This window comes from Deinococcus misasensis DSM 22328 (assembly GCF_000745915.1).
Lineage (GTDB): Bacteria > Deinococcota > Deinococci > Deinococcales > Deinococcaceae > Deinococcus_C > Deinococcus_C misasensis.
On the sequence record NZ_JQKG01000026.1, the window covers coordinates 22,053 to 46,533 of the forward strand.

Below are 24,481 nucleotides of genomic sequence, written 5' to 3' on the forward strand. Positions count from 1 at the left end.
CCACGCACACCGCTGCCCCCCAAGGCAGCTTTTCAAGGAGGAGCACCATGACCCAAATTGCCAACCGTCCCATGAACGAGGAAGCCGATTTCCTCAAATTGAAAAACGTTGACCACGTCCATTTCTGGGTGGGCAACGCCAAACAGGCCATGTTCTACTACTGGAAGGGCTTTGGATTCAAACCCATCGCTTACAGCGGTCTGGAAACCGGAAACCGTGAATACGCCAGCTACGTGCTGGAAAGCGGAAAAATCCGTCTGGTGGTCAGTGCCCCTTACGGCCCCACCAGCGAAATTGCTGCCCACCAGCACCTGCACGGCGACGGCGTGAAAACCATCGCTCTGGGTGTAGACGATGTGGAACAGGCCTACAAAGTCACCACCGAACGCGGAGCCAAATCTGCATGGGCACCCCGCACCGAAAAAGACGAGCACGGCGAGTACCGCACCGCTGCCATCTACACCTACGGCGAAACCCTGCACGTTTTTGTGGACCGCAAAGACTATCAGGGAGCCTTCGCCCCCGGTTACAAAGCCCTGACAGAGATGCCCTTTGAACCCACCGGTCTTGCTGCCGTGGATCACATCGTGGGCAACGTGCAACTCGGGAAAATGGAGCACTGGGTCAAGTACTACCACCATGTGATGGGTTTCCGCCAACTGATGCACTTCGATGATGAGGACATCTCCACGGAATACAGCGCCCTGATGAGCAAAGTCATGAGCGATGGGCGCATCAAATTCCCCATCAATGAACCCGCCGATGGGAAACGCAAAAGCCAGATTGAGGAGTACCTCGATTACTACATGACCCCCGGCGTGCAGCACCTCGCCCTGATCACCAAAGACATTTTGGGCACCGTGCGAAAACTCCGCGAAAACGGCATTGAGTTCCTGCGTGTTCCAGACGCCTATTACGATGCCCTTCCAGAGCGGGTCGGCCAGATCAAAGAAGACATGGACACCATCCGCGAACTCGGGATTCTGGTGGACCGCGACGACGAAGGTTACCTGCTGCAAATCTTCTCGAAGCCTGTGCAGGACCGTCCCACCGTGTTCTTCGAGATCATCCAGCGTCACGGGTCCAGAGGGTTCGGCAAAGGCAATTTTCAGGCCCTGTTTGAAGCCCTTGAAATCGAGCAGGAACGACGCGGAAACTTGTAAGGAGGGGTCATGGCCTACTACCACAAAATGGGGCAGATTCCCCACAAGCGCCACACCCAGTTCAGAAAACCGGACGGCAAACTGTACCGCGAGGAGGTGATGGGTCTGGAGGGCTTCAGTGGCCTCCAGAGCATCCTTTACCACCACTTCCTCCCTCCCAGAATCAAAGAGACCGAATACCTCGGGGACATGCAGGTGGAGTACGTGCCTTACGGTGCGATCCGCCACCGGGCGTTCCAGACCAAAACCTTTGAGGCGGGCGGAGACGCCCTGTCTTCCCGCAAAGTCCTGATGGGGAACCGGGATGTGACCCTCAGCGTGGCCCGTCCCACCGAATCGATGTCGTACTTTTACCGCAACGCGCAGGCTTACGAGGTCTGGTACACCCACGAAGGGGAAGGGGTGCTGGAAAGCCAGTTCGGGAACCTCTCGTTCTCTGGTGGAGACTATCTGGTGATTCCTTTTGGCACCACCTGGCGGATGCAGCTTGCTTCCAAAGAAGCCCGTTTCTTTGTGATCGAGTCTCCCTCGCAGATTGTGCCCCCCAGACGGTACCGCAACGAGTACGGCCAGCTTCTGGAGCATGCCCCTTTCTGTGAAAGGGACTTGCGTGCCCCCGAAGAACTCATCACCCACACTGAAAAAGGCGAATTCGAGGTGCGTGTGAAGGTGCGGGATGGCCTGACCCGCCATGTGCTGGACCACCACCCTCTGGATGTGGTCGGCTGGGATGGCTACCTGTTCCCTTATGCCTTCTCGATCCACGATTTTGAACCGATCACTGGGCGCATCCATCAACCCCCACCGGTCCACCAGACCTTTCAGGCAGATGCTTTTGTGGTGTGCTCGTTCGTCCCGAGGCTCTTTGACTACCACCCAGAGGGCATCCCGGCCCCGTACAACCACAGCAATGTCAACAGCGACGAAGTGATCTACTACTGCGACGGCAATTTCATGAGCCGCAAAGGCATTGACCGCTACGACCTGACCTTGCACCCGAGTGGGTTGCCCCACGGTCCCCAGCCCGGAGCCACCGAAGGTTCCATCGGGGTCAAAGAAACACTGGAACTTGCGGTCATGGTGGACACTTTCCGCCCTCTGGACATCGCTAAAGATGCCATTGACTTTGAGAAGTCTGCATATCAGGCTTCATGGTTGGAGGGGGACGGGGAGTGACTTCCCTGCACACTTTGCTTGGGCATGTGGTGGATTATGCCGGGCTGTACCCTCCTGCAGCCCTGCCCCTGCCCGAGGTCCTGCGCAATTACGCCAAATACCAGCACTCAGAAGGAAAATGGATGCTTGGGCGTCTGGTGGTGAACAGCAGTCATCTGCCTGCGTTTCAAAACTTGCGTCCGGGCTTGCCTCCCTGCAAATGGCCCCTGAGTGTGCTGGTCAACACCCCCGAGGACTGGGCTCTGGTGTCCAGAGGCCTGAACAGCAGTTTGCCCATCCGGGCCATTGAAACCCGTGCGCAAAGTTTAGAAGATGTGCAAAGCATTGCGGACCACAGCCAGAAACTGCACCTCCGGGATGTGTACATCGAAGTGCCTCTGGACCGCAAAGACCTGCTGGAGGCCATCAAAGGGCAGGGTTTTTACGCCAAAGCCCGCACGGGAGGTTTGGTCCAGAGCGCTTTTCCCGGCCCAGAGTCTCTCCTCCAATTCATTCAGGACTGTGTGGACCTGGAATTGCCTTTCAAGCTGACTGCGGGTTTGCACCATCCGGTCAGGGGCCAGTACCGTTTGACCTACCAGAAGGACAGCGAAAAGGGCACCATGTACGGCTACCTGAATGTGCTGCTGGCCACCGCTTTCACCTTGCAGAACCAGCCCTCTCTGGCGCTCCAAGCCCTTCTGGAGCAGGACCAGAGCAAGATCCTCTGGACCCTTGAGGGTGTCCAGTATGCTGGAGTGGCATTGAATTCATCGGAATTGGGCCGGACCCGTGCGTTTCTGCACAGTTTCGGTTCCTGTTCTTTCACGGAGCCCCATGACGAACTTTTACCCCTTGCCCATCAATGAAACCCACGATCCCCATTTGCGCTCGTGGGTGCAGTCTGCCAACAACCACCCGGATTTTCCCATTCAGAACCTGCCTTTCGGGGTGTTCACGTTGGGTCGGGAGGCCAGACGCATTGGGGTGGCGATTGGGGATTTTGTGCTGGATGTCTCCCGTCTGGAAGGTTTTTTTTCTCCAGAGGTGCAGGATGCTTTTCTGCGTTCCCACCTGAATGCTTTCATGGGAATGGGTCGCACCGTCTGGCAGGAGGTTCGCCTCACACTCAGTCAAATGCTGCGCGAAGGTTTTACAGATCAGGACCGCCTGCAAAACCACCTTTATTCCAGAGACCGGGTTCAGATGCACCTGCCTTTTCACGTTGGAGATTACACCGACTTTTACGCAGGCATCCACCATGCCACTCGGGTGGGAAGCCTGTTCAGGCCGGACAACCCTTTGATGACCAACTACAAACATGTGCCCATCGGGTATCATGGACGGTCCTCCAGCATTGTGGTGTCTGGAACGCCCATCCACAGGCCAAAAGGTCAGATTCTGCCAGATCCCCAGTCCGGACCGGTTTTTGCACCCAGCAAGCGTCTGGATTACGAACTGGAACTCGGGTTTGTGGTCGGCTCAGGCAACCCTCTGGGACAGCCCATCTCCATCGAGGACGCCCGAGAACACCTGTTCGGGGTGGTCTTGCTCAACGACTGGAGCGCCAGAGACATTCAGGCATGGGAATACCAACCCCTTGGGCCTTTTCTGGCCAAGAACTTTGCCACCAGCATTGGCCCTTGGGTGGTGACTCTGGAGGCCCTTGCTCCCTTCAGGGTTTCAGCTTTTGAACGTGCATCAAACGATCCCAGACCTCTGGAATATTTGCACGATGAGCGTGATCAATCCCTTGGAGGGCTGGACATCCGCCTGAGTGTGGCCTTGCAAACCGTAAGCATGGACCGGCCAGAGGTCATTTCTGAAAACAGTGCCCGTGACCTGTACTGGACCCCTGCACAACTGCTGGCCCACCACGCCTCTGGAGGATGCAATTTGAGGGCCGGTGACTTGCTGGGCAGTGGCACCATCTCTGGGCCGGAGCAGCATCAGGCCGGGTGCCTTCTGGAAATCACCATGGGCGGAAAACATCCACTGCAACTGTCTTCAGGCGAGGTCCGGCGTTTTCTGGAAGATGGGGACACGGTGCAGTTCTCTGGGCACTGTGAAAAAGAAGGGTTTGCGCGGATTGGGTTTGGGGTGTGCTCTGGTACAGTTGCAGAAGGCTGAAAGCAGAAGGCGGAAGGCAAAAAGCTTTTGCCAGAGCATCAGTTGCCTTCTGTCTTGACTCTGACTGCGTGCTTGCGGAGTGGCCCGCGCCGCACTGAGTCGCTGCCTTCTGCCTTTGACCTTCTGCTTTACCTCAAACTTGATATGATCAACCCAACATGACCCACCACTCCCTGAAACCTGTGCCCCCACCCTGGCATCTGACCGGGAGGGGGTTTGTCTTTGTCTACCGTTTCTCCGATGAATTTGTGCAATCTTCAGGCTGGGTTCCTGCGCCCCTCCAGAGCCGCTTTTCAGGAGGTCTCGGGACGGTGATGCTGGTGGATTATGCCCGTTCTCCTGCCGGTCCTTATCAGGAGTTGTTGTTCATTCCGGGGATGTTCTCGGGTCAGGACAACCGCACCCACTTCTCGATCACCAAGATTTACGTGTCCACGCTGGAAAGTGTGGTTTCAGGATGGCACAACTGGGGCATTCCCAAAGAGCGTGCCGATTTCCAGTTTGCCAAAGATCAGGTTCAGGTGCACCTCGGGCAGGAGCACATTGCAGACTTTTATGTGAAGTCGGAGGGGCCTTTTTTGCCGGTTTCCACTGCGCCTGTTCCTCCTGACATGAGGACCTTGCTCCAGATGTACGGCAGGCAACACATCCTGACCACCCTCTCTGGCAATGGTTGGGTTCGGCCTGCCCGCTTGATGGCATTCAAAGGCAACAGCGAACTGTTCCCTGACCTTTCCCACCAGAGGCCTCTGGCAGGCTTCGAGGTGCGTTCCTTCAATTTGAATTTTCCGGTGCCGCAAAGAAAAGTCCTCTGAAGCTTACATACAGGGCAAACAGGTACAGCAAAAATGCCCAGAACACCGCCACATTGGCAATGGCATCGTCCTGCTGCAAGCGGTTCAGGATCAGGAGGATGTTCCACCAGTCGTGGGTGTCCGGGTCATCGGTGATGAGGGGCAGTGACCTGCTGCTGGCATCCCGGATGTACACACTGACATTGATCAGGCTCTGGGTGGCCCACAGCAAAGTCAAACCAGAGGCGTAAAGGTCTTTCTGGTAAGCGAAAACCCCGGCGCACACCAGAGGGACCAGCACCTGCATGATGGACCCTCCCAGAAACATCATCAGTTCTCCAAAGGGTTGAAACAGGATGTGCCCTGCCTCATGGAAAATCAAATTGACGTAATCCAGCAGCAGGTAGGTCTCAGGCCTGAAGAAACAGAACAGCACCAGAGCTGCCATGAAGACCAGACCCAACCACCTGAGGTAGTACATGGGTTCATGGTACTGGATGCTGTGTACTGAAAAGGTTTTATTCGGTGGTGGCGGTTGGACGCAGGCTGAGTTTGCGAAGCTCTGGAACCAGAGCTGCTGTGCCCAGAACCACCAGCAAAGTCACGATGCCACCCATCCACACCGAGGCCACGGTTCCCAGCAGGTGGGCGGCCATTCCGCTCTCAAAAGCCCCAATTTCATTGGAAGACCCGATGAACAGCAAACTCACCGAGGCGACCCGTCCACGCAAATGGTCCGGGGTTCTCAGGCGCAAAATGGCCCGGCGGATCACCATGCTCACCCCATCGAAAGCCCCGCTGAACATCAAGGCCACCAGAGACAGGTAAAAATTCTTGGACAGGGCAAACACAATGATGCTGATGCCAAACCCGGCAATGCACAGCAAGAGGGTGCGTCCAGCATGGTCCACAGGAGGCCGTTTGGTGGCCCACAGCATCACCAGCAAAGCCCCCACCGATGGGGCTGCCACCAGAAATCCAAGCCCTTTTGCCCCCACATGCAGAATGTCGTTGGCAAAAACTGGAAGCAAAGCCACTGCTCCGCCGAACAGCACGGCAAACAAATCCAGAGCCATCGATCCCACCAGCACCTTGTCGTTCCACACGAACCGCACCCCGCTTTTGATGCTCTGTCCCATCGGTTCACGGGCCCTCGGGGCAGGTTTCAGGGTGGGTTTGAGGAGCAGGAAGCTGATCCACGACATCAGATACAGTCCGGCAATCAGCAGGTACGTGCCCTTGGGCCCAAGCCAGTCGTAAGCCAGACCTCCTAAAGCTGGACCAATGATCGAGCAGGCCTGCCACGCGCTTCCCAGCCATGAAGAAGCGTTGAGGTAAGCCTGCATGGGCACCACCTGCGTTTCAAAGGCGTTGCTGGCAGGATCGCCAAAACCTCTGGCGATCCCGGCAACGAACACCAGAGCGTACAGTCCGGCCAGTCCCATGGTCTGGATGTTGTCGGAGAACACCGCAAACAGCAACGCACACACCACCGAGACCCCTCGGGTCACCAGCAGGATTTTGCGCCGGTCGTGCTGGTCTGCAAAGTAACCTCCAAAGAGGGCGAGTCCCAGTGCAGGGAGGGCTTCCCAGAGCCCCAACCAGCCCAGAGCCAGTGGGCTTTTGGTGATCTGGTAAATCTGGAAGCCAATCACCACGGCAAGGGCACGTCCAGCCAGAGAGGAACCCACAGTGGCGAGCATCAGGTAACGGAAGGCAGGATATCGGAAGGCGTTTTCTTGGGTGTGGGTCATGGTGGGTTCCGGATGAATGGATTTTACAGGGGATTGGCGCGGGCCAGACGTTTTTCAAGCCGATGTTGCAAAGCCCCAAATGAGGCACTGAGCACCCAGTAAATCAGGGCGGCGCTTAAAAAATAGGCGCGGCCATCAAAGGTGCGGGAGTAATTTTCGTAAGCCACCTTCATCAGCTCTGGAATGGTGATCACGCTGAGCAGACTGGTGTCTTTGAGGAGGCCCACAAAGCTGTTTCCCATGCTGGGCAAAGCGGTGCGGATGGCTTGCGGCAGGATGATGGTGGTCATGGTCTGAAAAGAGGTCAGGCCCAGAGAACGGGCTGCCTCCCACTGCCCTTTTCCAATCCCTTCGATGGAACCGCGGATGGTCTCGCTCATGTAGGCCCCGACATTCAGACCCAGAGCGAGGGTGCCAGCCAGCCACACGGGAAAATCGATCAACAGGTCCGGGACCAGTTTTGGATACTGGGCGTCGATGGTCTGCCAGAAGGAGGGCACCCCGTAGTAGGTCATGTAAATTTGCACCAGCAGGGGAGTGCCCCGGATCACACTGACGTACAGGCGGGCCAGAGGGTCCAGCACCGGGGTTTTGTTGACCCTCAAAATGGCCACCACAAAAGCGATGAAGACGCCCAGCAGCATGCTTCCCACGGCGTAGGCCAGCGTGTAACGGGTGGCCAGCACCATGGCAGGGAAAGCCTGCACAGCGTTCTGGTACAGGCCTTTCAGGTCGGTGAAGAGGGTTTCAAGAAGTTCCATCAAAGATCAATGCCCCCCTTCTGCAAGGGAGGCCTGAATCTGTGGGAGGTTACTGGTCTTTGGGGGCTTTGGAGACATCTTTGCCAAACCACTTTTTGCTGATTTTCAGGTAGGTGCCATCGTTTTTCATGTCGTCCAGGGCTTTGTTGATGGCGGCGGCAAATTTGGGGTTGTTTTTCTGGAAAGGGATCCCCATCGAGGTGGCTTCCCCGATCTGGGCTCCACCTTTGACGGGCAGACGGGTTTTGACGGTCAGGTAGGCCATCAGCAAACTGTCGTTCAGGGCAGCGTCAATGCGGCCCAGACTCAGGTCACGCAGGGTGTCAGGAGCGGCCTGATAGGTTTTCAGTTCGATGCCAGCCACCGATTTGGCCATGTCGTAGTAGTTGCTGCCCAACCCCACCCCGAGTTTTTTGCCCTTCAGGTCGTTCAGGGTTTTGAATTTGCGGGGCTCGCCTTTGCGCACAATCAGTTGTGCACTGGAGAAAATGTAGGGTTTGGAGAAGTCCAGAATTTTCTGACGCTCACTGGTGATCGACACCTGATTGACGATCACATCGTATTTCCCGGCTTGCAGACCAGCAATGATGCCGCTCCACTCGGTGGTGATGAACTCGGGTTTGACCCCCAGACGCTCGGCCAGTTCACGGGCGATGTCCACATCGAAGCCCACCAGTTGGTTTTTCTCATCGCGGTAGTTGAAGGGAGGGTAGGTGCCCTCCAGAGCAATTTTGAGGGTTCCACGGCTTTTGACCGTGTCCAGAAGTTCAGCTTGGGCTGCACCCAGCAGGAGCAGGGTCAGGGGAATCAGGATTTTTTTCACGGGTTGTTGTCCTTTCAGTGCGAACAGTTTCCGCAGTCGATGCCATCATAAGATTATTGACAGAAGATGTCAACTATTCCAAATGGCTTAGGCTTGGGGTCACGACAGGGAAGACGCTGGCAAACAACTTGCCAGACAACGATTCTAGAAGCTTCCTGCCTCAAACACACTGAAATCGGGTACAAATCCTGACCGCTTTCTGTGTTTCTTCAATGCTGTTCACCTCTCACCCGCCTTCAGCTTCTGGCTGTATGCTGCCCATATGCGCGTTTTGATGACCGGTTTTGAACCTTTCGGCGGAGAACAGATCAACCCCTCATGGATGGCGGTCCAGAGGGTGGCCGAACAGTTGCCTGATCTGGTGGTGTGCCACCAGCTTCCCACCGTTTTTGGTGCTGCTCTGGAAGAACTGCGGGTGGCCATCGAAGACCACCGTCCTCAAGTGGTGATCTGCACCGGACAGGCCGGAGGTCGCCCCTCGATCAGTCTGGAACGGGTCGCCATCAACCTGATGGATGCCCGCATTCCTGACAATGCAGGCCAGCAACCCATCGACGAGCCCATTTTTGAAGGTGCCCCGAGTGCCTATTTCACCACCTTGCCTGTGAAGCGCTTGCGCCAGCAACTCACAGCACAGGGTGTCCCTTCTGACATCAGTTACACCGCAGGCACATTCGTGTGCAACGATGTGTTTTATGGCCTGATGCACGACCTCAGCACCCGCCATACCGGCATCAAGGGTGGTTTTGTGCATGTGCCCTACCTGCCAGAGCAGGTCTCTGGTCGCGGATGGGAGCCCAGCATGGCTCTGGAAACCATCGTGCGAGGACTGGTCATTGTGGCTCAGGAATGTGCCCAGAACCCGGCTGAAATTGTGGCTGTGGGTGGCAACATCTGCTGAAGCACCACCAAAAATCCCCCTTGAAATCAAGGGGGACCATCCTGAGCGAAGGATCGGGGGTTGGGGTCTCAATCCCAGTTGATTTCAGGCATGGTGAGGATCTGCTCTGGTGACAGGTCCGAGAAAATCTGGTACTGGATGGTGTACTCTCCGGGCTGCACATCCCCGAGCCTGAAGGTGTTTCCGCTGAGTTGGGCGTTCAGGCCCTTGCTGGTCAGGTTGCTGCGGGCGGTGAAGGTGTCGCTTTTGGGCAGGTTGTCCACCACCGTCAGGTTCTTGACGGCTTTTTCCACGCTCAGGTTCAGGGTGATGTTGTAGGCCTTGCCGTCAAAGCTCAGGGCTTTTTTGACGCGCACATGGCTGTTTTCTTCTTTGATGCCACTGATCACCAGACTGAGGGGGCGCACCTGCACGTTGTTGGTGGTGCTGAGGCCACTGATGTCCAGCGTGCCCGTGATGTCTCCATTGGCGCAGGCTTTGCCCACAAAAGACACGGTCAGGGGGCTGCCATCGGCAAGGTTCCCGGAGGTCTGGGTGGGCACATTTGCAGTGATGCCCTGAGGCAAAGTCACGCTCAAGGTGCTCTTGATGGGGTAGGGGAACTGGGTCCGGGCAATGGCATTCACAGAGGTGTTGCCGCAGAAATCCACCACATCTGGGCTGGTGGACACGATCACTTCGGTTTTGACCCGGTATTCCAGAGTGACGGTGTTTTCCTGCTCCACGACCACCACGCCGGTTTCGGTTCCGGTGCTGGAACCAGGAATTTCGGTGGGAATCACGGTGTAGCTTCCGGGGGGCAGGCTCAGGCTGATCGGGGTTCTGGCCGTGATGGGACTTCCAGAGGCCGATCCGGTCACCTGAAAGGGAATGCTGTTCAGGGGGATGCGGTTGTTGCCCAGCACAGCCACGGCATTCACACGCAGTTTGCCTTCATTCAGGCGGGCCACAAACCGGATTTTGGAGGGGGCGTCGGTCACGCAGGCGGAGGTGTTGCTCTGCACGTTGCCTTTGCCTTCCACGATGCTGGAAGACACCGGAATGTAACTCTTGGGCAGCACCGGAACGGCGCACCAGTCTTTGTTGTTGGTGAGGGTGTAACTGGCATTCGGAATGGGTTTGCCCTGCGTGTCCACCACTTCCACGGTCACGGTGGGGGTGAGTTTGACGCCCACTGGTGTGGCAAACGGAGGCACAATCCCATTGAACGGCTCGTTGTTGACGGTCAATTTCAAATTGAAGGCGTTGGAATACTGGCTGGGCTTCTCGGGGATGCGGGCATAGATGTTCCAGAGGCCCAGCAGGTCTTCGGTCACCTTGAAGCGGTCAATGGCGGTTTTTCCGTTGTCGGAGGTGGTCAGTCGGTAGCGCTTGCCGTCCGGAGCATCGGCGTACAGTTCCAGATCGGCGACCCCATCCCCATCGTAGTTGTGAAGCTGGATTTCTTTGCCCAGCATGAAGTCCGGGACGTTCAGTTGGGCGGCCAGCATGTACTGGTCGGGCTTGCCTCTGGCATTGATGCTGAACTGGTCAGACAGCAAATTGATGCCGTTCCCGAGCCTCAGGGCGTAAGCATTCTTGCCTTTGCCTTCACTGCTGACTTTCAGGGTGTACGTTCCAGCAGGCAGTGGAGTGCTGATGAGACGTTCCCAGGTGTGGGCCAGCGTGTTTTCGTACCTGCGTTCAAACACCTTGCCGTTGGGACCTGTCAGGGTGATGATCGAGGCGAAAGGCAAATCCTTGCCGTAAATTTCATCGCCGTAGTAACCGGTGGTGGCCCGGCCATTCACGTAATCGTTCAGGTTGAGGCCTGGAGAGAACACCTCCAGGTTGATGGGCAGGTTCTTCTGCTCTTCCAGAATGGTGAAGGTGTATGTCTCGCCCTTGGTGACCCAGCCGAATGCATCTCCCACATTCACCAGAGGCAAGGTGCCCCCCGTCTGGGCCAGAGCACTGGATGTCAAAATCAAGCTGCCGATCAAAATCGAGTTCAGTCGCATATGCACCCATCTTAAGGGCCACGGTTTGTTCCTTTGTAAAGGAAACATTAACAAATCGGTCATGGTTGCTCCTGCCTCATGCGACCTCCAGCAGACAGAATCAGTTTCAGGGTGCGGTTCTGGTTGTTCAATTCCAGAGTGCCTGCTGCAAATCCGGTTCCGGTTTGTTTGGGAAAGCCCTCAGGGTTCCAGAGCAGGTTGCTGGGAAAATTGTGTGTGTAGGTGAGGCGTTTTTCGGGAATTTTGACTTCACGCAAAAGGGACTGGTCTTGGCATGTGCTCTGGTTTTGCAGAGGGACACAACTTTCGATGCGCTCGGGTTCGAAGGCGACAAGGACTGGAACACCCCGTTTGATGGCTTCCAGACGGGCATGTACAAAAAGCAGTTGCACTTCACGCGCCGTTTGACGCAGCAACAGGTCATCGGGTCGGTGCTGGGCGGCCACCAGCAACAGGGCCACCGAGAGCACCCCCAGCACGATCAACATTTCCAGCAAAGTCACACCACAAGCATTCAAGGTTTTCACCCCTCCAGCCTGTCAGACCAGAGGGGTGAATGTTGTGCCGATGGGCAATTTTAAGGGTTTCTCCGGCTCAGAAGGAGGATTTCACTTACCAAAGAACTCGGGAAGGTCATCTCTGGAAATCAGGATGTCGCGGGGCTTGGAACCCTGATGTTTGCTGACGATACCCATGGCTTCCAGCATGTCCATCAATTTCCCTGCACGGGCATGCCCGACGCTCAGACGGCGTTGCAAACGGGAAACGCTGCCTTGTCCTTCTTCGATGCAAATCTCTGCTGCCTGACGGAGCAAGGGGTCAGAGAAATCCATGGGGCCACTCGCTTTGGGACCTGCTCCGGCTTCATCTACACCATCGAAGTCGGTGCCGTAAGACTCGCCAAACCAGTCTTCGAAGAACTGACGGCGCAAGAAGTCGTTGATGCGCACGGTTTCCCCTTCGGAGATGTAGGGGCCTTGCAAACGCACGGGTTTCACCAGACCGGGCTGGTAAAACAGCATGTCGCCCTGACCGGTCAGGCGTTCTGCGCCGGTGTTGTCCAGAATGGTGCGGGAATCGTGGCTGCTGGACACCGCAAAAGCGATGCGGGCAGGCACGTTCACCTTGATCAAGCTGGTCAGGATGTCCACACTCGGGCGCTGGGTGGCCAGAACCAAGTGCATCCCGGTGGCCCGGGCCATCTGGGCCAGACGCATGATCGCGCTTTCCACTTCTTTGGGACTGGTGATCATCAGGTCGGCAAGCTCGTCAATGATGATCACCATGTAAGGCAACTCGGGGTCGCCAATCTGGCGCATCTTGGCGTTGAACTGCTCAAGGTTTTTCGCGCCCACCTGACTCATCATCTTGTAACGCCGTTCCATGTGCGCCACCGTCCCGAGCAGCACTCCGGCCGCATCGGCAGGGTTGGTCACCACTGGACGGATCAGGTGGGGGATGCCGTCGTAGGGGGTCAGTTCCACCATTTTGGGGTCGATCATCACAAACCGCAGTTCCTGAGGCAGGTAACGGTACAGCAGGCTCACGATCAGGGTGTTCACACACACCGATTTCCCCGAGCCCGTGGAACCTGCAATCAGCAGGTGGGGCATGCGGGCCAGATCGCCCACGTACATTTCCCCGTCAATGCTTTTTCCAAGCACGATGGGCAGTTTCGCTTTGGAATCTCCAAAAGCTTTGGAGGCAATCGCAGCATGGAAGGTGATGGGTTCACGCTCGGCGTTGGGAACCTCCAGACCGATCACGCTCTTGCCGGGAACGGGAGCTTCCACGCGCACCCCACCCACGGCAAGCGCACGGGCAAGGTCATTGCTGAGGCCCGAGATCCTGGAGATTTTCTCGCCGGGGGCAGGCTCAATTTCATAACGGGTGACCGTGGGACCTCTGGCAAAATCGGTCACACGGGCCTGCACCTTGAATTCAGAAAGGGTCTGGTTGATCAGGTCGGCCCGTTCGCGGGCCATCTGGTCCAGAATGCGCCGGTCCTGCGTGGTGTTGGGGATGGGGTCCAGCAAGTCCATTTCGGGTTTGGTGGCTGGAATGGCCCCCACAGAAGGCAGCGGATCTTTCAGGTTGGGCTTGGGCCGCTCGGGTTCCAGAGGATTGGTGCCTTCTCTGGCGGCTTTTTCTGAGGCATTTTCAGGTTCCATCCAAGGGGCAGGATCAGGCTCTGGGGCCTGAAAAGTGGATGGGGCAGGGGTGGGGATGGGCTCGGGTTTGGTTTCAGGTTTGGGTTCCTCAAAGCTGAAATCCAGACTGCTGAAATCCAGATCAAACTCCACATTCTCTGGGACTTCATGTTTGGCCGCTGGAACCGCTGGAGCCCCTTGCAGGTTCTCCAGACTTTTTTGCCACCAGCCCAATTCACGCAGGGTTTTCTTGAAGTTCTGGGACAGTTTCTTGGCCAGTTCGCTGTCCAGCACCAGACCCTGAGAATGGGCAGCCACCTCCACAAGAAAATCCATCCATGGAACGAACACATCCACCTGCTGTTGCCAGAGGGTCACAGATTTGGTGGTCTGTTTCCATGACGAAGTGCGACTTTCTTGCAAGGTCAGCACCTGACGCAACTGTGCAGCTTTCACCTGACCAGAGAGGGTTTTGATGTTCTGCTCCCGCTCACGGCCCATTTTGCGGATGGTGCCCACCAGATCGTTGTACTCCCGAACCAGCAAAGAACGGTGCCCTTCCATCAACTGGGCGCTTTGCAACTCCAGTTTGAGGGGGCGTTCCAGTTCGTGGGGCAGCTCTGGGAGGGGGTAATCCTCGTCTTGCAATTGCTCGGTGATCTCGAAGGCTTTCTTGCTGGAAAAATCCTTCAGCAGGTCGTGCGTGTTGCTGAGTTCTTCCTCCAGTTGGAGTTTCTCCTCTGGGGTGAAGTCAGGGATGTTCACTTTGGCTTTGCGCAGGGTGGTCAGCCAGACTTTCAGTTCCTGCGCAGAGGGATACAGGGACATCAGGGCTTCAAGTTCCTGTTCCTGTGCCCGCAATTTGCCGTACAGTTTGCGTTGCTGGGAATTCAGTTCGGTGGTCTGGGCAATGCCCACCACTTTTTCGCTGATCAGACGGAAAAAGGCAATCAAGAGGCTGAATGGAGGCAGTTGCAACAGCACTTCCGCCCCGAGGGTCAGGCCGATCAGGGGCAGGATCAGGCCACCATAGCTGATGAGTTGGCGGATGGGTTCGGTGATGTATCCCAGCCATGCTCCGCCAGAGAGGGGCTCGATGATGTTGCTGGCCAGCAAACCTGAAACGATCAGGATGCCGCTGGCAATCACCGGCCGGGCGATGGATTTGGGGTCTTTTTCCATGAAGGCAAGCACGCCATACACAATCGGATACAGGGGAGTGGCATAGGCACCCCACCCGAGACTGTTCAACAGGTAATCCCGGACGGAAGTTCCCAGCCCTCCGGTGTACTGACTGGGAGCATAAATGCACAGCATGCAGAACAGGGCAACAGCGAACAGCACCAACCCGTAAACCTCATGGTTGCCGGGATTGTTGACAGGCGCTTTTTTGCTTTTGCTGGCGTTTTTTATGCGTTTGGTCACGCTTTTCAGGATAGCATGTACAGGAAGTGTATGGATTTGAGGGTGATGCTCATTGGAGTAAATGCATCAACGTGAAGATTCGGGCTTCATGTTGAAGAACATGGAGTTGAGATCAGCAAAAAAACCGCGGGTTGAATTTTAAACCTCAAGACATCATAGATTGACCCACTGGGCGTAAAGGAGGCCTGAGATTTCTGCCAGTTGGGTGAGGCATGCTTCTTGTGCAGAACAGTTCACCACATGTTGGTGAACTTGCCCGCCTCGCCCTACACGAGATCCCCTTGACGAGTTTTTGTACGTATTGCACGATGCTCTCGGCTCTCGGCTCTCGGCTCTCGGCTCTCGGCTCTGTCTTGGCCCTACTACGCGCTCACTGGACGGCCAGTTTCTTGCCTCTGACCACGTGCCTTCTTGACCCGACTGCGCCGATCAAAGCGGTTTGATCGGCTGGGTCGCTCGGGGGCGGCCCCGTCGGCACTGAGGCGCTTCGCGCTGGGCCGCCGGCTCTCAGCACGTTGTCCCCCTCACCATTGCACCAGAGACCCTTCTGCTAAACTCAAACTGTGAAAGAGTTGTTCAGTGACCTGTGGCGCATCTTCAAGCTGATTCTCGGGGTGGTGGCCATTCCGCTCTTGCTGTACGGGATTCTGCTCTGGATGGGTGTGTTGCAGTAGCCCCAGAGTCCAACAAAGTTCAAGCGCCAAGCTCCACCCCTTCAAAGTCCTGTGACAGATTCCATTGGACTTTGTGCCAATCGTGTCACAAGTTAAGGAAAACGACAGGATTTTTCGTGCACAATGGAATCAACCGTGTGTTCTGAGGAGGTGGACGTGTGATCCTGCGCATTCCCGAGGTTTTGTGGAAACAATTGTGGGCCCATGCATTCAGGGATGCTCCATGCGAATGCGTGGGGGTGCTTGCTGGTGTGGGCAATCTGGTGCAAGCCGTTTATCCTCTGGTCAATGTGGCCCCAGACCCGACCCGTCAGTATTTTGCGGATCCAGCACGTCTGATCCGGGCTTTGAAAGTCATGGACGCAGAAGGCATGCAACTGCTCGGGATTTACCACTCCCACCCCAATGGCCCGAGCACCCCCAGCATGACCGACGTTCGAAACGCCGAATACGACGTGCCACACCTGATCCTCAACCTGCGCGACGGAGAAGTGGGGGCCTACCTGCTGCCTTCCCGTGAACAGGTGGACGTGCAGGTGGCCTGAACTCTGGTGTGTTGATGTTGCCGCTCAGCGTTGAGCGGTGGTCAGCGGAGCCAGCACCCGTTTCACACCCACCACGCGCTTGGCATAGTAGTTGTTGGTGATGTCATCGATGGACACCCGTTCCAGATAACTGTTGGCATGAATGAACTGGTTGTCTCCCAGATAGATGCCCACGTGCGACACCCCATGCCCGAGGGTGTCAAAGAAGATCAGGTCCCCTTCTTGCAGTTCTTGCAGGTCCACATCCTCACCGACCCGTGACTGTTCCAGACTGGTTCTGGGCAGTTTGACTCCGGCTTGCTGCATCACCAGCAAAGTGAAACCGCTGCAATCCAGACCTTTTTCCGGGTTGGTGCCCCCGTACACGTAGGGGATGTTCATCAGGCTCATGGCGTAATCGCGCCACGGATTGGGTGTGGTGGAGACGATGTTGATCAGGTTGGAAGGCTCTGGAATGTTCTTGAGGCTGTTGGGCAAAATCAAAACCTGCCCGACCTGCAAACGGGTGTCCAGCAGGTTGTTGGCTTCCTGAATGGCACTGACGGTGGTGGAGTACTTGCGGGCCAGCACGCTTAACGTGTCACCTTTTTGCACCACATGCCGCTCTGGAACGCTGGAAGGGGTCAGGGTGACCGCATTGTCCACCACCTGCACAGGCTGAATGGTGACTTTTTCTTGCTCAGCAGAGGGCTTGACCGTTGAGGTCACCCGCACAGGTTCCTGAACAGGCTCTTTCAAGGAGGCTTTGAGTTCCTCTTTGACCTCTGGCTTGACTTCAGGGGCAGGTTGCACCCTGGCGATCAATTGCAGGTTCTGGCCCACATCCAGACTGTGGGTGTCCAGAGCATTCCAGTCCATGAGCTCATCCACTGTCACACCGAATTTGCGGGCAAGGTTGTAAAGGTTGTCCCCTTTTTGCACCACATAGGTGGTGGCCCCGGTCAGGACAGGTTTGACTTTGGCGGCTTTGGGAGCTTCCTTGCTGTCTTTGTTGCTGTCCTTGTTGGAAGTTGCACTGCTTGCAGCAACAGGTTCGGTTTTGACGGTGGCTGTTTGAGCAGGCTCTTTTTTGGTGGCCTCGGTTTTGGCCACCTCTGGGGTTTTGGCAGGGGTGGTTTTGGCTTCAGGGGCCTTGGTGGTGTCTGTTTTGTTGGCCGTTCCAGAAGCCGTTTTGGTGTCCGTTTTTGCGGTGGTGGTGCTGGTCGTTGGTTTGGCCGGCAAAGGGGTAACCGCCACGGTTTTGGCTTCGGCAGGTTTGCTCTCTGGTTTGACAGGGGCCTTGCTGGATTCGGTTTTGGTGCCGGTTGCAGCAGGTGCAGGCTTGGATTCTGCTTTGGGAGCAGGGGTTTTGGCCGATGGGGTCTCTTTGGACACAGGCTTGCTGGCGGTGGCCTCAGGGTGCAACTTCAAAACCTGACCCACTGCCAGGTCATTGCTGGTCAGGCCATTGTATTTTTTGAGGTCCTCGGTTTTCAGGCCGTACTTTTTGGCAATGCCAAAAAGGGTTTCCTTTTGACCCACCACATGCTCTCTGGGCAGGGCAGATGCAGGTTTGACCGCTGGTTTTGCCACGGGCTTGGCATCGGGAACCTTGAGGGTTTGCCCGAGGGTCAGTTTGGGCTCTTTCATCCCATTGAGCTTCAGCAGTTCTTCAATGGTGATGTCGAAGCGTTTTGCGAGGCTGTAAAGCGTATCGTTCTTCTGAACGGTATAACTTCCTGCCTGGGCGGCAGAAACCAGTAAAAACACACCCAAAACCCTGAGATTGGAACGCATGACTTTTCCATCATACGCAGACAAAGATGTTGAGAAGATGTGAGCCTTTCATGAAACCTCACTTGATGAAGATCTGGATCACAAATCCTCAGTTGCAGGATGGGGAGATCCTGTAGTGCACCAAGGTTTCATGAGTCCGGGTTTCTCAGGGAAAGGACTCTTCTCAGAAGCTTCATTCATGTGGGTGCCCCGTACAGTTTAAGCCAGCATGCTTAGTCAAAATGCCCTTCAGGGAGGCTTATGATGACCCCATGAATGGCTTGCGACAGTGGCAACAACGCACCTTCCAGGCCCTGATCCACACCGATTTCAGGGTGTACTGGTACTCTCAAATCCTCAGCCTGCTTGCGAGCTGGATCCAGACCACAGCACTTTCTTATCTGGTGCTGGAACTCACCCCTTCAAGCCAAATCCTGGGATGGGTCAACGTGGTGCAGTTCACCCCGACCTTGCTGTTCTCGCTCTTTGCCGGAGCGCTTCTGGACCGCATTTCCAAAAAAGCCGTCTTGCAGGGAACGCAAGTGGCTTTCATGCTGATTGCCCTGACCTCGGGTGTGCTGATTCACACCGGGCACATCAACCTGACCCTGATCTTTGTGATGTCTGCCCTGAGTGGACTTGCCAATGCATTCAACATGCCAGCCCGCCAGTCTTTGCTGGCCGAGTTCGTTCCCAGAGAATCCCTGCCCAATGCGGTGGCCCTGAACAGTCTGGCTTTCAACACCTCCAGAACCATCGGTCAGGCCTTGTTTGGTCTGGTGGTGCCTCTGGGCGTGTATTTGCTGGCCGGAGGCAACGAAGACGCCCTCAGCCGACTGGCCTTCCCGTTTTACCTGAATGCAGTCACCTTTCTGGCTGTGATGTTCATTCAGGCCCAACTGCACTGGAAAGACCCCGAGCCCCAGATCCAGCAGGGCATGCTGGGCCGCATCGCTGAGGGTTTGCGGTACGTGAAATCCACCCCCAAAGTGAAATTCATCATGCTGCTGATTGGTGTGGTGTCCATCACCGTCATCAACTTCAACATCCTGATTCCGTACTTCGCCAAACAGGTGTTCATGCTCAAAGAAGCTGCCTTTGGCGGACTCAGTGCTGCTTTTGGTCTGGGCTGCATGATTGGCGCACTCAGACAGGCCAGTTCACCCAAGCCAGAGCGCAACCTGCGTTTGGCCGCTCTGGCCCTGCCCATCACCAACGTGATGTTCGCCATGAGCCCCAACATGTATGTGGGTGCAGGGGCTCTGGTGGTGTGCGGTTTCGCCATGATGAGTTGCCTGGTCAGTGCCAACAGCCTGATCCAACTGTCCATTCCCAACGAACTGCGTGGCCGGGTGATGAGCCTCTACACCACCGTTCTGGTGGGCAGTGCCCCCATTGGTGCTGCTCTGGAAGGTTATGCGATTTCCAGCCACGGTCCATTTGGACCCCAGATGGGAGTGGTGGTGCTCAGTGCTCTGGGATTTGTGGTGGTGGGATGGTTGCTGTACGTGTACCGCAACGCACTGAAGTGAAACCAGAAAACAGCAGCAAAAAGAATAAAGCCCCCGATCTCGGGGGCAAACGATGATTGGCTCAAACGAATAAAGGGTTGTCGTTTTCGTCCAGATCCACGTCGTTGCCATGCTTTTTCTTCAAAAAGAACAGCGCGACAATCACTCCTGCAATCACACCCAGCACCACGGCGGTCACGACAGAGCCCGTGTAATTGCGTTTGCGTGCAGGAACAGCACGGGTTTCGGTGTTTTCTGTCATGCCTTCATTTTAACAGGTGAGCATGAAAGGAGGCAAAGATCTGGGGAAGAGGCAGAAGGCAGCGACCCCGCGCCGACCGAACCGCTTCGGAGGCGCATCTTGGGGTCAAGAAGAAGGCAGAAGGCAGAAGGCAGAAGGCAGAAGGCAGAAGGCAGAAGGCAGAAGGCAGAAGGCAGAAGGGTTTGCGAGTTGCCGAGGGCCGAGAGCAAAAAGGGCTTTTGCTAAAGCATGCAGGGCGAGGCATGCCTCGCCCCTACAGATGCCCTTGATGATTTCTGCTACGGATTACATGAGGCCCTCGGCCATCAAAACGGCCACTTCCACGGAATGATCAGCATCCCGAGCACAAAGGCCAGCACGGTCAGGGGCATGCCAACCTTGATGAAATCCAGAAACTTGTAGCGTCCCGGTCCAAACACCAGCAAACTGGCCGGTTCCAGAGGGGTGATGAAACTGTTGCTGGCAGCCACGGTGATGGCCACTGCAAAAGTGCGCGGATTGTACCCGAGTTCGTTGGCCACACCAATGGCCAAAGGCAACACCACCAGTGCAGCAGCCTGATTGGACATGGGTTGGGTCAGGATCACGGTCAAAATGTAGAAAGCTGCCAGAATCCCATAAGGCCCGAGGGGTTTGACCCAGTCTGCCATGTAGCCAGCCACGGCTTTGGCGGTTCCGGTTTCCTGAAAGGCCATTCCAAAGGCCAGCATGGCTGCAATGAGGGCCAGCACAGGCCATTCGATGGTGCTGTAGCTTTCCTCTGGAGAGACCACCCGGAAAATCAGCATCATCACCACACTGAGCAGAATGGCCGAAGAAAAAGGCATCAAACCCGTCGCTCCCATCACGATGGGGAACAGGAATCCCAGCACCGCCAGAGGGGCTTTGCGGTGTTCACGGACGGCCTCGGAGACATCGTCGATCAGGACGAAGCTGGATTTCAGGCGTTCGGTTTGCTCGGGAGTGCCTTGCACCAGCAGCACATCCCCGATCTGGAACCGGGTTTTGGCGACAGGGGCAATCACGGTTTTTTGCAAGCGGTGGAAGCCTAGCACCGTGCAACCGTATTTTTCACGGAAACCGTACTCTTTGAGGGTGCGTCCCAGCAGGGGAGAGCGGGGCATGATCAACAACTCCACCAGTTTGAGTTGTGCGGGGGCAATCTGGTCTTCGGCCTTGGTGATCAGGCCCAGAGCGGATTTGACCCGGATCAGGTTGGCACTGCTGCCTTCCAGCAAAAGGGTGTCCCCAGAGAGCACGATGAAGTCTGCGCCCGGTGCCTGAATCACCTTGTCCCCTCGACGGACTGCCAGAACCCAGAGCTGGTACACCTCGCCCAACTGGGTTTCTTTCAGGGTTTTCTGATGGAAATTGTGCCCTTCTGGCAGGGTGAGGTCTGCCAGATAATCCCTGAGCTGGTAGTTGGTGCCAATGTCGGTGCTGCGCTCTGGAAGCAGGCGAGGGGCCACAAACCACAGGTACAGCAAGCCAAACAGGGTCATGGGAACCCCAATCCACGCCAGTTCAAAAAAGCCAAAAGAGGGCTGTTCAAATTTGGGCAGGATGCCCGAGACCACCAGATTGGTGCTGGTTCCGATCACGGTGATGGTTCCACCCAGAATGCTGGCAAAGGCCAGAGGCATCAGGGTTTTGGAGGGGTTCAAATTGAGCCTGCGGGTCAGGCTCAGCATGAAAGGCAAAAACACGGCTGCCGTGGCGGTGTTGCTGACAAAGCCTGACACCCCGGCGATGACTGCCAGCATCATCCGCATCACCCATTTGACTTTTTTGCCCAAGGATTTTTGCAATGCTGCCCCAATGCCCTCGATCACTCCGGTTTTCAGGAGGGCTCGGGTCAGCACAAACAGACCTGCAATCACCACCACCGTTTCTGAGCCAAAAGTCTGGAAGGCTTCTTCGGGTTTGATCAGACCAAACAGAATCAACAAAGCGAGAATCAGCAGGGCAGTGACGTCCACCGCCAGAATTTCAATCGAGAAAAAAACCAGTGCCACCACCAGCAGCACCAGCATCAGAATTTGCTCTGTGCCCATGACCATCCTTTCTGAATTTCCTGCAAAATGGCCTGAAGTTTTGATCTTCAGGCCACTCTGGTTCGAGGATGCGGGTTCAGGCACCCACCAGTTTGATCAGTGCCCTTTTCAACACCTCGATTGCCTTCTCGTATTCTGCGAGTTCAAGGTGCTCGAAGGGTGTGTGATCCAATGCAGAATCTCCAGGACCGTAAGCCACCATGGGGGCATCCCAGTGTGGGGCCACCACGTTCATGTCACTGGTTCCGGTTTTGACTTTGAATTTGGGGGTTCCGCCCACTTCACGGATGGCCAGACGCAAGGCCCGGCTGATCGGGGTGTCTTTTTCGCCACGGTAAGGCACTTCATGACTCACAAATTGCAGGTGCATGCCGGGCAGTTTCAACTGGAAAATTTCTTTCTGGGCTGCACTCGGGTGCATGCCGGGTGGCAGCCTGAGGCCCACACTGGCTTTGGCCACCTGTTGCATGCCGTCTGCATCCCCATGGATGCTCTGGACCATCACCTGAATGGTGTTGAAGGCCCCGGTGGCGTTGTGTTTCTCGGCGTGTTCCTGTGCCCATTTCTTGACGCGGGTGCAGAACTCCACCACATCGTCTGAAGCACTTGTGCCTTCTCCAGCAGTGTGGAAATTGTCTTTGACCATTTCCGCTTTGACAATCAAACGCCCTTTGTATCCGAGGGTGATGGCATCCCAACTGCTGGGCTCACCAATGAAGATGTAATTGGGCGTGTACTTGGTGACAGCGTGTCTGGCCCCTCTTGAGGTGGGGGCTTCTTCTTCGGTGGCCCCGATGCACACAAAACGGGCTTTTTGCAAGGCGGACTCTGGAAGCTGCTGCACCGCGCTCACAAAAGTGCAGAAGCTGCCTTTGGCATCCACAGAGCCCCGTCCGTACAGTTTGCCGTCTTCGATGCGCACCTGAATGTCTCCCGGCACTGTGTCAATGTGCCCGAGGAGCACCACCGTCAGGGGTCCGTTGCCCCGCTCACCGATGGCACTGCCAGAGACGTCCACGTGGGCGTTTTCAAAACCGTGTTTGCCCATGTAGCCCGCAAGGTATTTGGCCACGTCGGCTTCATGGTAAGAGACACTGGGAATGGCCACGGCCTGTCTGAGAAGTTCAATGCTCACGGTTTTCTCTCCTGCTGGTCAATCAAAACCCTCAACACTTCACTGAGCACCAGCACCACGAGGGCAAGGAAAATGCTGGACACAAACATCCACGCTGCCTGAATCAGGGCTTTGGGATCGTCGGTGTATTGCAAGCCACCAAACACCGCGCCCACCAGCACAATCAACAAAGACAGCAACTTGAATCTGCCAATCAAACCTCTGGACTCTGCCTGCAACGAAGACCGCACGGGTTCAGACGCTTCTTCAGAGGCCTCAGGTTCAGGGTCTGCACTTTTGGGTGCAGGTTGAGGTCTGGGCTGCGCTTGAGGGGCAGGACGCACAGGTCTGGGTTTGGGCGCAGGCTTGGATGCACTCTGGGCTGCCTGAGCGCTCTGGACCGCTTTCTGCTTGGCTTCGGAAACCAGAGGCTTGAGCCCTTCGAAGAAGTGTTTCAGGTCGGTGGCCTGAAAGCCCTGCACCGACACCGAAAGGGCATCTTTGCCTCCCACCTGAATGGTCAGCAAGCCTTTGGAATCAATGTTGATTTTGTTGATTTTCGACAATGGAATGCGCTGTGACCTGCGCTCATCCAGGTAAGCAAGTTCATCCGACGAGGCCACCAGAGCCGCCTGTGGGCCATCTGCCCTCAGAACCGGGTCCAGTCCTTCGCTTTTGAAACGTTCGTCCCAATTCATGTGACCTCCACAACAATGAACAGCATAGTGCATCTGCCTGTGTTTGCCAGCGAAAAAACCTGACAAATCCTCTGCTGTTGTTCGCAGGGTATCTTACAAGGAACAAATCTGTGGATGTTATAACCTTTCCCATGCAACGCCTTGGACACCGTGGCACCCCGAGAACCCATCAAGAAAACACCCTTGCAGGATTTCAAAATGCCTTCGAGGTGGGCTTGGACGGCATCGAACTGGACACCCAACCCACCCGAGATGACCAGATGGTGCTTTTTCACGATGAGCACCTTCCAGATGGACGCCTGATTGCTGCCCTCACCGTGCAGGAAATCCAGCAGGATTACCCTTTTGTGCCTTTGCTCTCTGACCTGCTCGATTGGGTCAGAGACAAACCCCAGTTTTTGCTCAACATCGAACTCAAAAACGACTCCAATGTCTCCGATGGCCGTGAAAAGCTGCTGGTGGACCTCCTCAAAAAACAGGGCATCCACGACCAGATCGTGATCAGCAGCTTCAACCCCATCAGTCTGGGCCGCATTTATGCTCTGGACAGCAGCTGGCGTCTGGGCTTTCTCTATGATGGCAACACCGGACTGGAATGGCTCGCCAAGGTGGGTTTGCACCTGCCCCTCTACAGCCTGCACCCCCACCACTCCAAACTGAGTGAAGAACTGGTGCTGGATGCCCACAAAAAGAACAAAAAAATCTTCACCTGGACGGTGAATGACCGGGCTCTGGTGGAGCAGTTCAGGGCCTGGGGTGTGGATGGCGTGATTTCGGATGTGCCAGAGGTGTTTTAGATCCCCCGTTGCTTG

General features: G+C 56.0%; 21 protein-coding genes. 9 read left to right on the forward strand and 12 right to left on the reverse strand.

Translation table 11 applies throughout. The features are described from left to right. Nucleotides 1-47 precede the first annotated feature (47 nt). From hppD to Q371_RS25855, 5 genes are all read left to right on the forward strand, one after another. A complete protein-coding gene (hppD, locus tag Q371_RS15370; protein WP_034341925.1) occupies nucleotides 48-1,163 on the forward strand; it encodes a 4-hydroxyphenylpyruvate dioxygenase in 1,116 nt (371 codons plus the stop codon). Between the two features lie 9 nt (nucleotides 1,164-1,172). Next, complete coding sequence (locus tag Q371_RS15375) at nucleotides 1,173-2,339, forward strand: homogentisate 1,2-dioxygenase (protein WP_034341926.1); 1,167 nt, start codon at nucleotides 1,173-1,175, stop codon at nucleotides 2,337-2,339. Next, nucleotides 2,336-3,187, forward strand: a complete 852-nt coding sequence (locus Q371_RS15380) for a hypothetical protein (RefSeq protein WP_157442740.1) — start codon at nucleotides 2,336-2,338, stop codon at nucleotides 3,185-3,187. Before Q371_RS15375 ends, Q371_RS15380 begins: the two co-directional genes overlap by 4 nt. Continuing rightward, complete coding sequence (gene fahA / locus Q371_RS15385) at nucleotides 3,156-4,448, forward strand: fumarylacetoacetase (RefSeq protein WP_034341928.1); 1,293 nt, start codon at nucleotides 3,156-3,158, stop codon at nucleotides 4,446-4,448. Before Q371_RS15380 ends, fahA begins: the two co-directional genes overlap by 32 nt. A 158-nt stretch (nucleotides 4,449-4,606) precedes the next feature. Beyond that, the gene (locus tag Q371_RS25855; protein ID WP_051964536.1) at nucleotides 4,607-5,263 is read left to right on the forward strand and encodes an acetoacetate decarboxylase family protein; all 657 of its coding nucleotides are present in this window, start codon (nucleotides 4,607-4,609) and stop codon (nucleotides 5,261-5,263) included. Here the strand turns inward: Q371_RS25855 and Q371_RS15395 are convergent. Genes Q371_RS15395 through Q371_RS15410 form a run of 4 tightly spaced genes read right to left on the reverse strand, consistent with a single transcriptional unit; the run spans nucleotide 5,223 to nucleotide 8,580 of the window. Further along, on the reverse strand, nucleotides 5,223-5,723 hold the full coding sequence (locus tag Q371_RS15395) for a hypothetical protein (protein WP_051964538.1): 501 nt from the start codon (nucleotides 5,721-5,723) through the stop codon (nucleotides 5,223-5,225). The genes Q371_RS25855 and Q371_RS15395 overlap by 41 nt on opposite strands. Nucleotides 5,724-5,760: 37 nt before the next feature. Then, on the reverse strand, nucleotides 5,761-6,996 hold the full coding sequence (locus Q371_RS15400) for an MFS transporter (protein WP_034341929.1): 1,236 nt from the start codon (nucleotides 6,994-6,996) through the stop codon (nucleotides 5,761-5,763). Nucleotides 6,997-7,019: 23 nt separating this feature from the next. Next, on the reverse strand, nucleotides 7,020-7,757 hold the full coding sequence (locus Q371_RS15405) for an amino acid ABC transporter permease (RefSeq protein WP_034341930.1): 738 nt from the start codon (nucleotides 7,755-7,757) through the stop codon (nucleotides 7,020-7,022). 49 nt (nucleotides 7,758-7,806) lie between these two features. Then, a complete protein-coding gene (locus Q371_RS15410) occupies nucleotides 7,807-8,580 on the reverse strand; it encodes a transporter substrate-binding domain-containing protein (RefSeq protein ID WP_034341931.1) in 774 nt (257 codons plus the stop codon). 262 nt (nucleotides 8,581-8,842) lie between these two features. On the opposite strand from Q371_RS15410, the gene pcp reads away from it, so the two are divergent. After that, complete coding sequence (gene pcp, locus Q371_RS15415; protein ID WP_034341932.1) at nucleotides 8,843-9,481, forward strand: pyroglutamyl-peptidase I; 639 nt, start codon at nucleotides 8,843-8,845, stop codon at nucleotides 9,479-9,481. Between the two features lie 68 nt (nucleotides 9,482-9,549). On the opposite strand, the gene Q371_RS15420 is transcribed toward pcp, so the two are convergent. The 3 genes from Q371_RS15420 to Q371_RS15430 form a co-directional block, all read right to left on the reverse strand. Beyond that, the gene (locus tag Q371_RS15420) at nucleotides 9,550-11,481 is read right to left on the reverse strand and encodes a hypothetical protein (protein WP_034341933.1); all 1,932 of its coding nucleotides are present in this window, start codon (nucleotides 11,479-11,481) and stop codon (nucleotides 9,550-9,552) included. A 59-nt stretch (nucleotides 11,482-11,540) separates the two neighbouring features. After that, on the reverse strand, nucleotides 11,541-12,008 hold the full coding sequence (locus Q371_RS15425; protein ID WP_034341934.1) for a GspH/FimT family pseudopilin: 468 nt from the start codon (nucleotides 12,006-12,008) through the stop codon (nucleotides 11,541-11,543). 81 nt (nucleotides 12,009-12,089) lie between these two features. Then, the gene (locus tag Q371_RS15430) at nucleotides 12,090-15,056 is read right to left on the reverse strand and encodes an FtsK/SpoIIIE family DNA translocase (protein ID WP_034341935.1); all 2,967 of its coding nucleotides are present in this window, start codon (nucleotides 15,054-15,056) and stop codon (nucleotides 12,090-12,092) included. An 832-nt stretch (nucleotides 15,057-15,888) separates the two neighbouring features. On the opposite strand from Q371_RS15430, the gene Q371_RS15435 reads away from it, so the two are divergent. Further along, nucleotides 15,889-16,275 (forward strand): M67 family metallopeptidase, encoded by a 387-nt coding sequence (locus Q371_RS15435; RefSeq protein WP_034341936.1) that lies wholly within the window; start codon nucleotides 15,889-15,891, stop codon nucleotides 16,273-16,275. Between the two features lie 24 nt (nucleotides 16,276-16,299). Here the strand turns inward: Q371_RS15435 and Q371_RS25860 are convergent, their stop codons facing one another. Further along, entirely contained in the window at nucleotides 16,300-18,051 is a 1,752-nt protein-coding gene (locus tag Q371_RS25860) for a LysM peptidoglycan-binding domain-containing protein (RefSeq protein WP_051964540.1), read from the reverse strand. 251 nt (nucleotides 18,052-18,302) lie between these two features. On the opposite strand from Q371_RS25860, the gene Q371_RS15445 reads away from it, so the two are divergent. After that, on the forward strand, nucleotides 18,303-19,562 hold the full coding sequence (locus Q371_RS15445) for an MFS transporter (RefSeq protein ID WP_034341937.1): 1,260 nt from the start codon (nucleotides 18,303-18,305) through the stop codon (nucleotides 19,560-19,562). A gap of 61 nt (nucleotides 19,563-19,623) precedes the next feature. Here the strand turns inward: Q371_RS15445 and Q371_RS15450 are convergent, their stop codons facing one another. The 4 genes from Q371_RS15450 to Q371_RS15470 form a co-directional block, all read right to left on the reverse strand. Then, complete coding sequence (locus Q371_RS15450) at nucleotides 19,624-19,803, reverse strand: hypothetical protein (protein ID WP_034341938.1); 180 nt, start codon at nucleotides 19,801-19,803, stop codon at nucleotides 19,624-19,626. Between the two features lie 305 nt (nucleotides 19,804-20,108). Further along, complete coding sequence (locus tag Q371_RS15460; RefSeq protein ID WP_034341956.1) at nucleotides 20,109-21,857, reverse strand: SLC13 family permease; 1,749 nt, start codon at nucleotides 21,855-21,857, stop codon at nucleotides 20,109-20,111. Nucleotides 21,858-21,933: 76 nt separating this feature from the next. Continuing rightward, complete coding sequence (locus Q371_RS15465) at nucleotides 21,934-22,992, reverse strand: [LysW]-lysine hydrolase (protein WP_034341940.1); 1,059 nt, start codon at nucleotides 22,990-22,992, stop codon at nucleotides 21,934-21,936. Then, nucleotides 22,989-23,669, reverse strand: a complete 681-nt coding sequence (locus tag Q371_RS15470; protein ID WP_034341941.1) for a hypothetical protein — start codon at nucleotides 23,667-23,669, stop codon at nucleotides 22,989-22,991. The genes Q371_RS15465 and Q371_RS15470 overlap by 4 nt, the downstream gene beginning before the upstream one ends. 131 nt (nucleotides 23,670-23,800) lie before the next feature. Here Q371_RS15470 and Q371_RS15475 point away from each other — a divergent pair, with 131 nt between their 5' ends. After that, on the forward strand, nucleotides 23,801-24,466 hold the full coding sequence (locus Q371_RS15475; protein ID WP_034341942.1) for a glycerophosphodiester phosphodiesterase: 666 nt from the start codon (nucleotides 23,801-23,803) through the stop codon (nucleotides 24,464-24,466). Nucleotides 24,467-24,481: the final 15 nt, after the last annotated feature.

Excerpts from the sequence above, each read along its gene's own strand:
- hppD (WP_034341925.1), top strand. The coding sequence starts at position 48 with ATGACCCAAATTGCCAACCGTCCCATGAACGAGGAAGCCGATTTCCTC.
- Q371_RS15375 (WP_034341926.1), top strand. The coding sequence starts at position 1,173 with ATGGCCTACTACCACAAAATGGGGCAGATTCCCCACAAGCGCCACACC.
- fahA (WP_034341928.1), top strand. The coding sequence starts at position 3,156 with ATGACGAACTTTTACCCCTTGCCCATCAATGAAACCCACGATCCCCAT.
- Q371_RS25855 (WP_051964536.1), top strand. The coding sequence starts at position 4,607 with ATGACCCACCACTCCCTGAAACCTGTGCCCCCACCCTGGCATCTGACC.
- Q371_RS15395 (WP_051964538.1), bottom strand. The coding sequence starts at position 5,723 with ATGTACTACCTCAGGTGGTTGGGTCTGGTCTTCATGGCAGCTCTGGTG.
- Q371_RS15400 (WP_034341929.1), bottom strand. The coding sequence starts at position 6,996 with ATGACCCACACCCAAGAAAACGCCTTCCGATATCCTGCCTTCCGTTAC.
- Q371_RS15405 (WP_034341930.1), bottom strand. The coding sequence starts at position 7,757 with ATGGAACTTCTTGAAACCCTCTTCACCGACCTGAAAGGCCTGTACCAG.
- pcp (WP_034341932.1), top strand. The coding sequence starts at position 8,843 with ATGCGCGTTTTGATGACCGGTTTTGAACCTTTCGGCGGAGAACAGATC.
- Q371_RS15420 (WP_034341933.1), bottom strand. The coding sequence starts at position 11,481 with ATGCGACTGAACTCGATTTTGATCGGCAGCTTGATTTTGACATCCAGT.
- Q371_RS25860 (WP_051964540.1), bottom strand. The coding sequence starts at position 18,051 with ATGCGTTCCAATCTCAGGGTTTTGGGTGTGTTTTTACTGGTTTCTGCC.
- Q371_RS15445 (WP_034341937.1), top strand. The coding sequence starts at position 18,303 with ATGAATGGCTTGCGACAGTGGCAACAACGCACCTTCCAGGCCCTGATC.
- Q371_RS15450 (WP_034341938.1), bottom strand. The coding sequence starts at position 19,803 with ATGACAGAAAACACCGAAACCCGTGCTGTTCCTGCACGCAAACGCAAT.
- Q371_RS15460 (WP_034341956.1), bottom strand. The coding sequence starts at position 21,857 with ATGGGCACAGAGCAAATTCTGATGCTGGTGCTGCTGGTGGTGGCACTG.
- Q371_RS15470 (WP_034341941.1), bottom strand. The coding sequence starts at position 23,669 with ATGAATTGGGACGAACGTTTCAAAAGCGAAGGACTGGACCCGGTTCTG.
- Q371_RS15475 (WP_034341942.1), top strand. The coding sequence starts at position 23,801 with ATGCAACGCCTTGGACACCGTGGCACCCCGAGAACCCATCAAGAAAAC.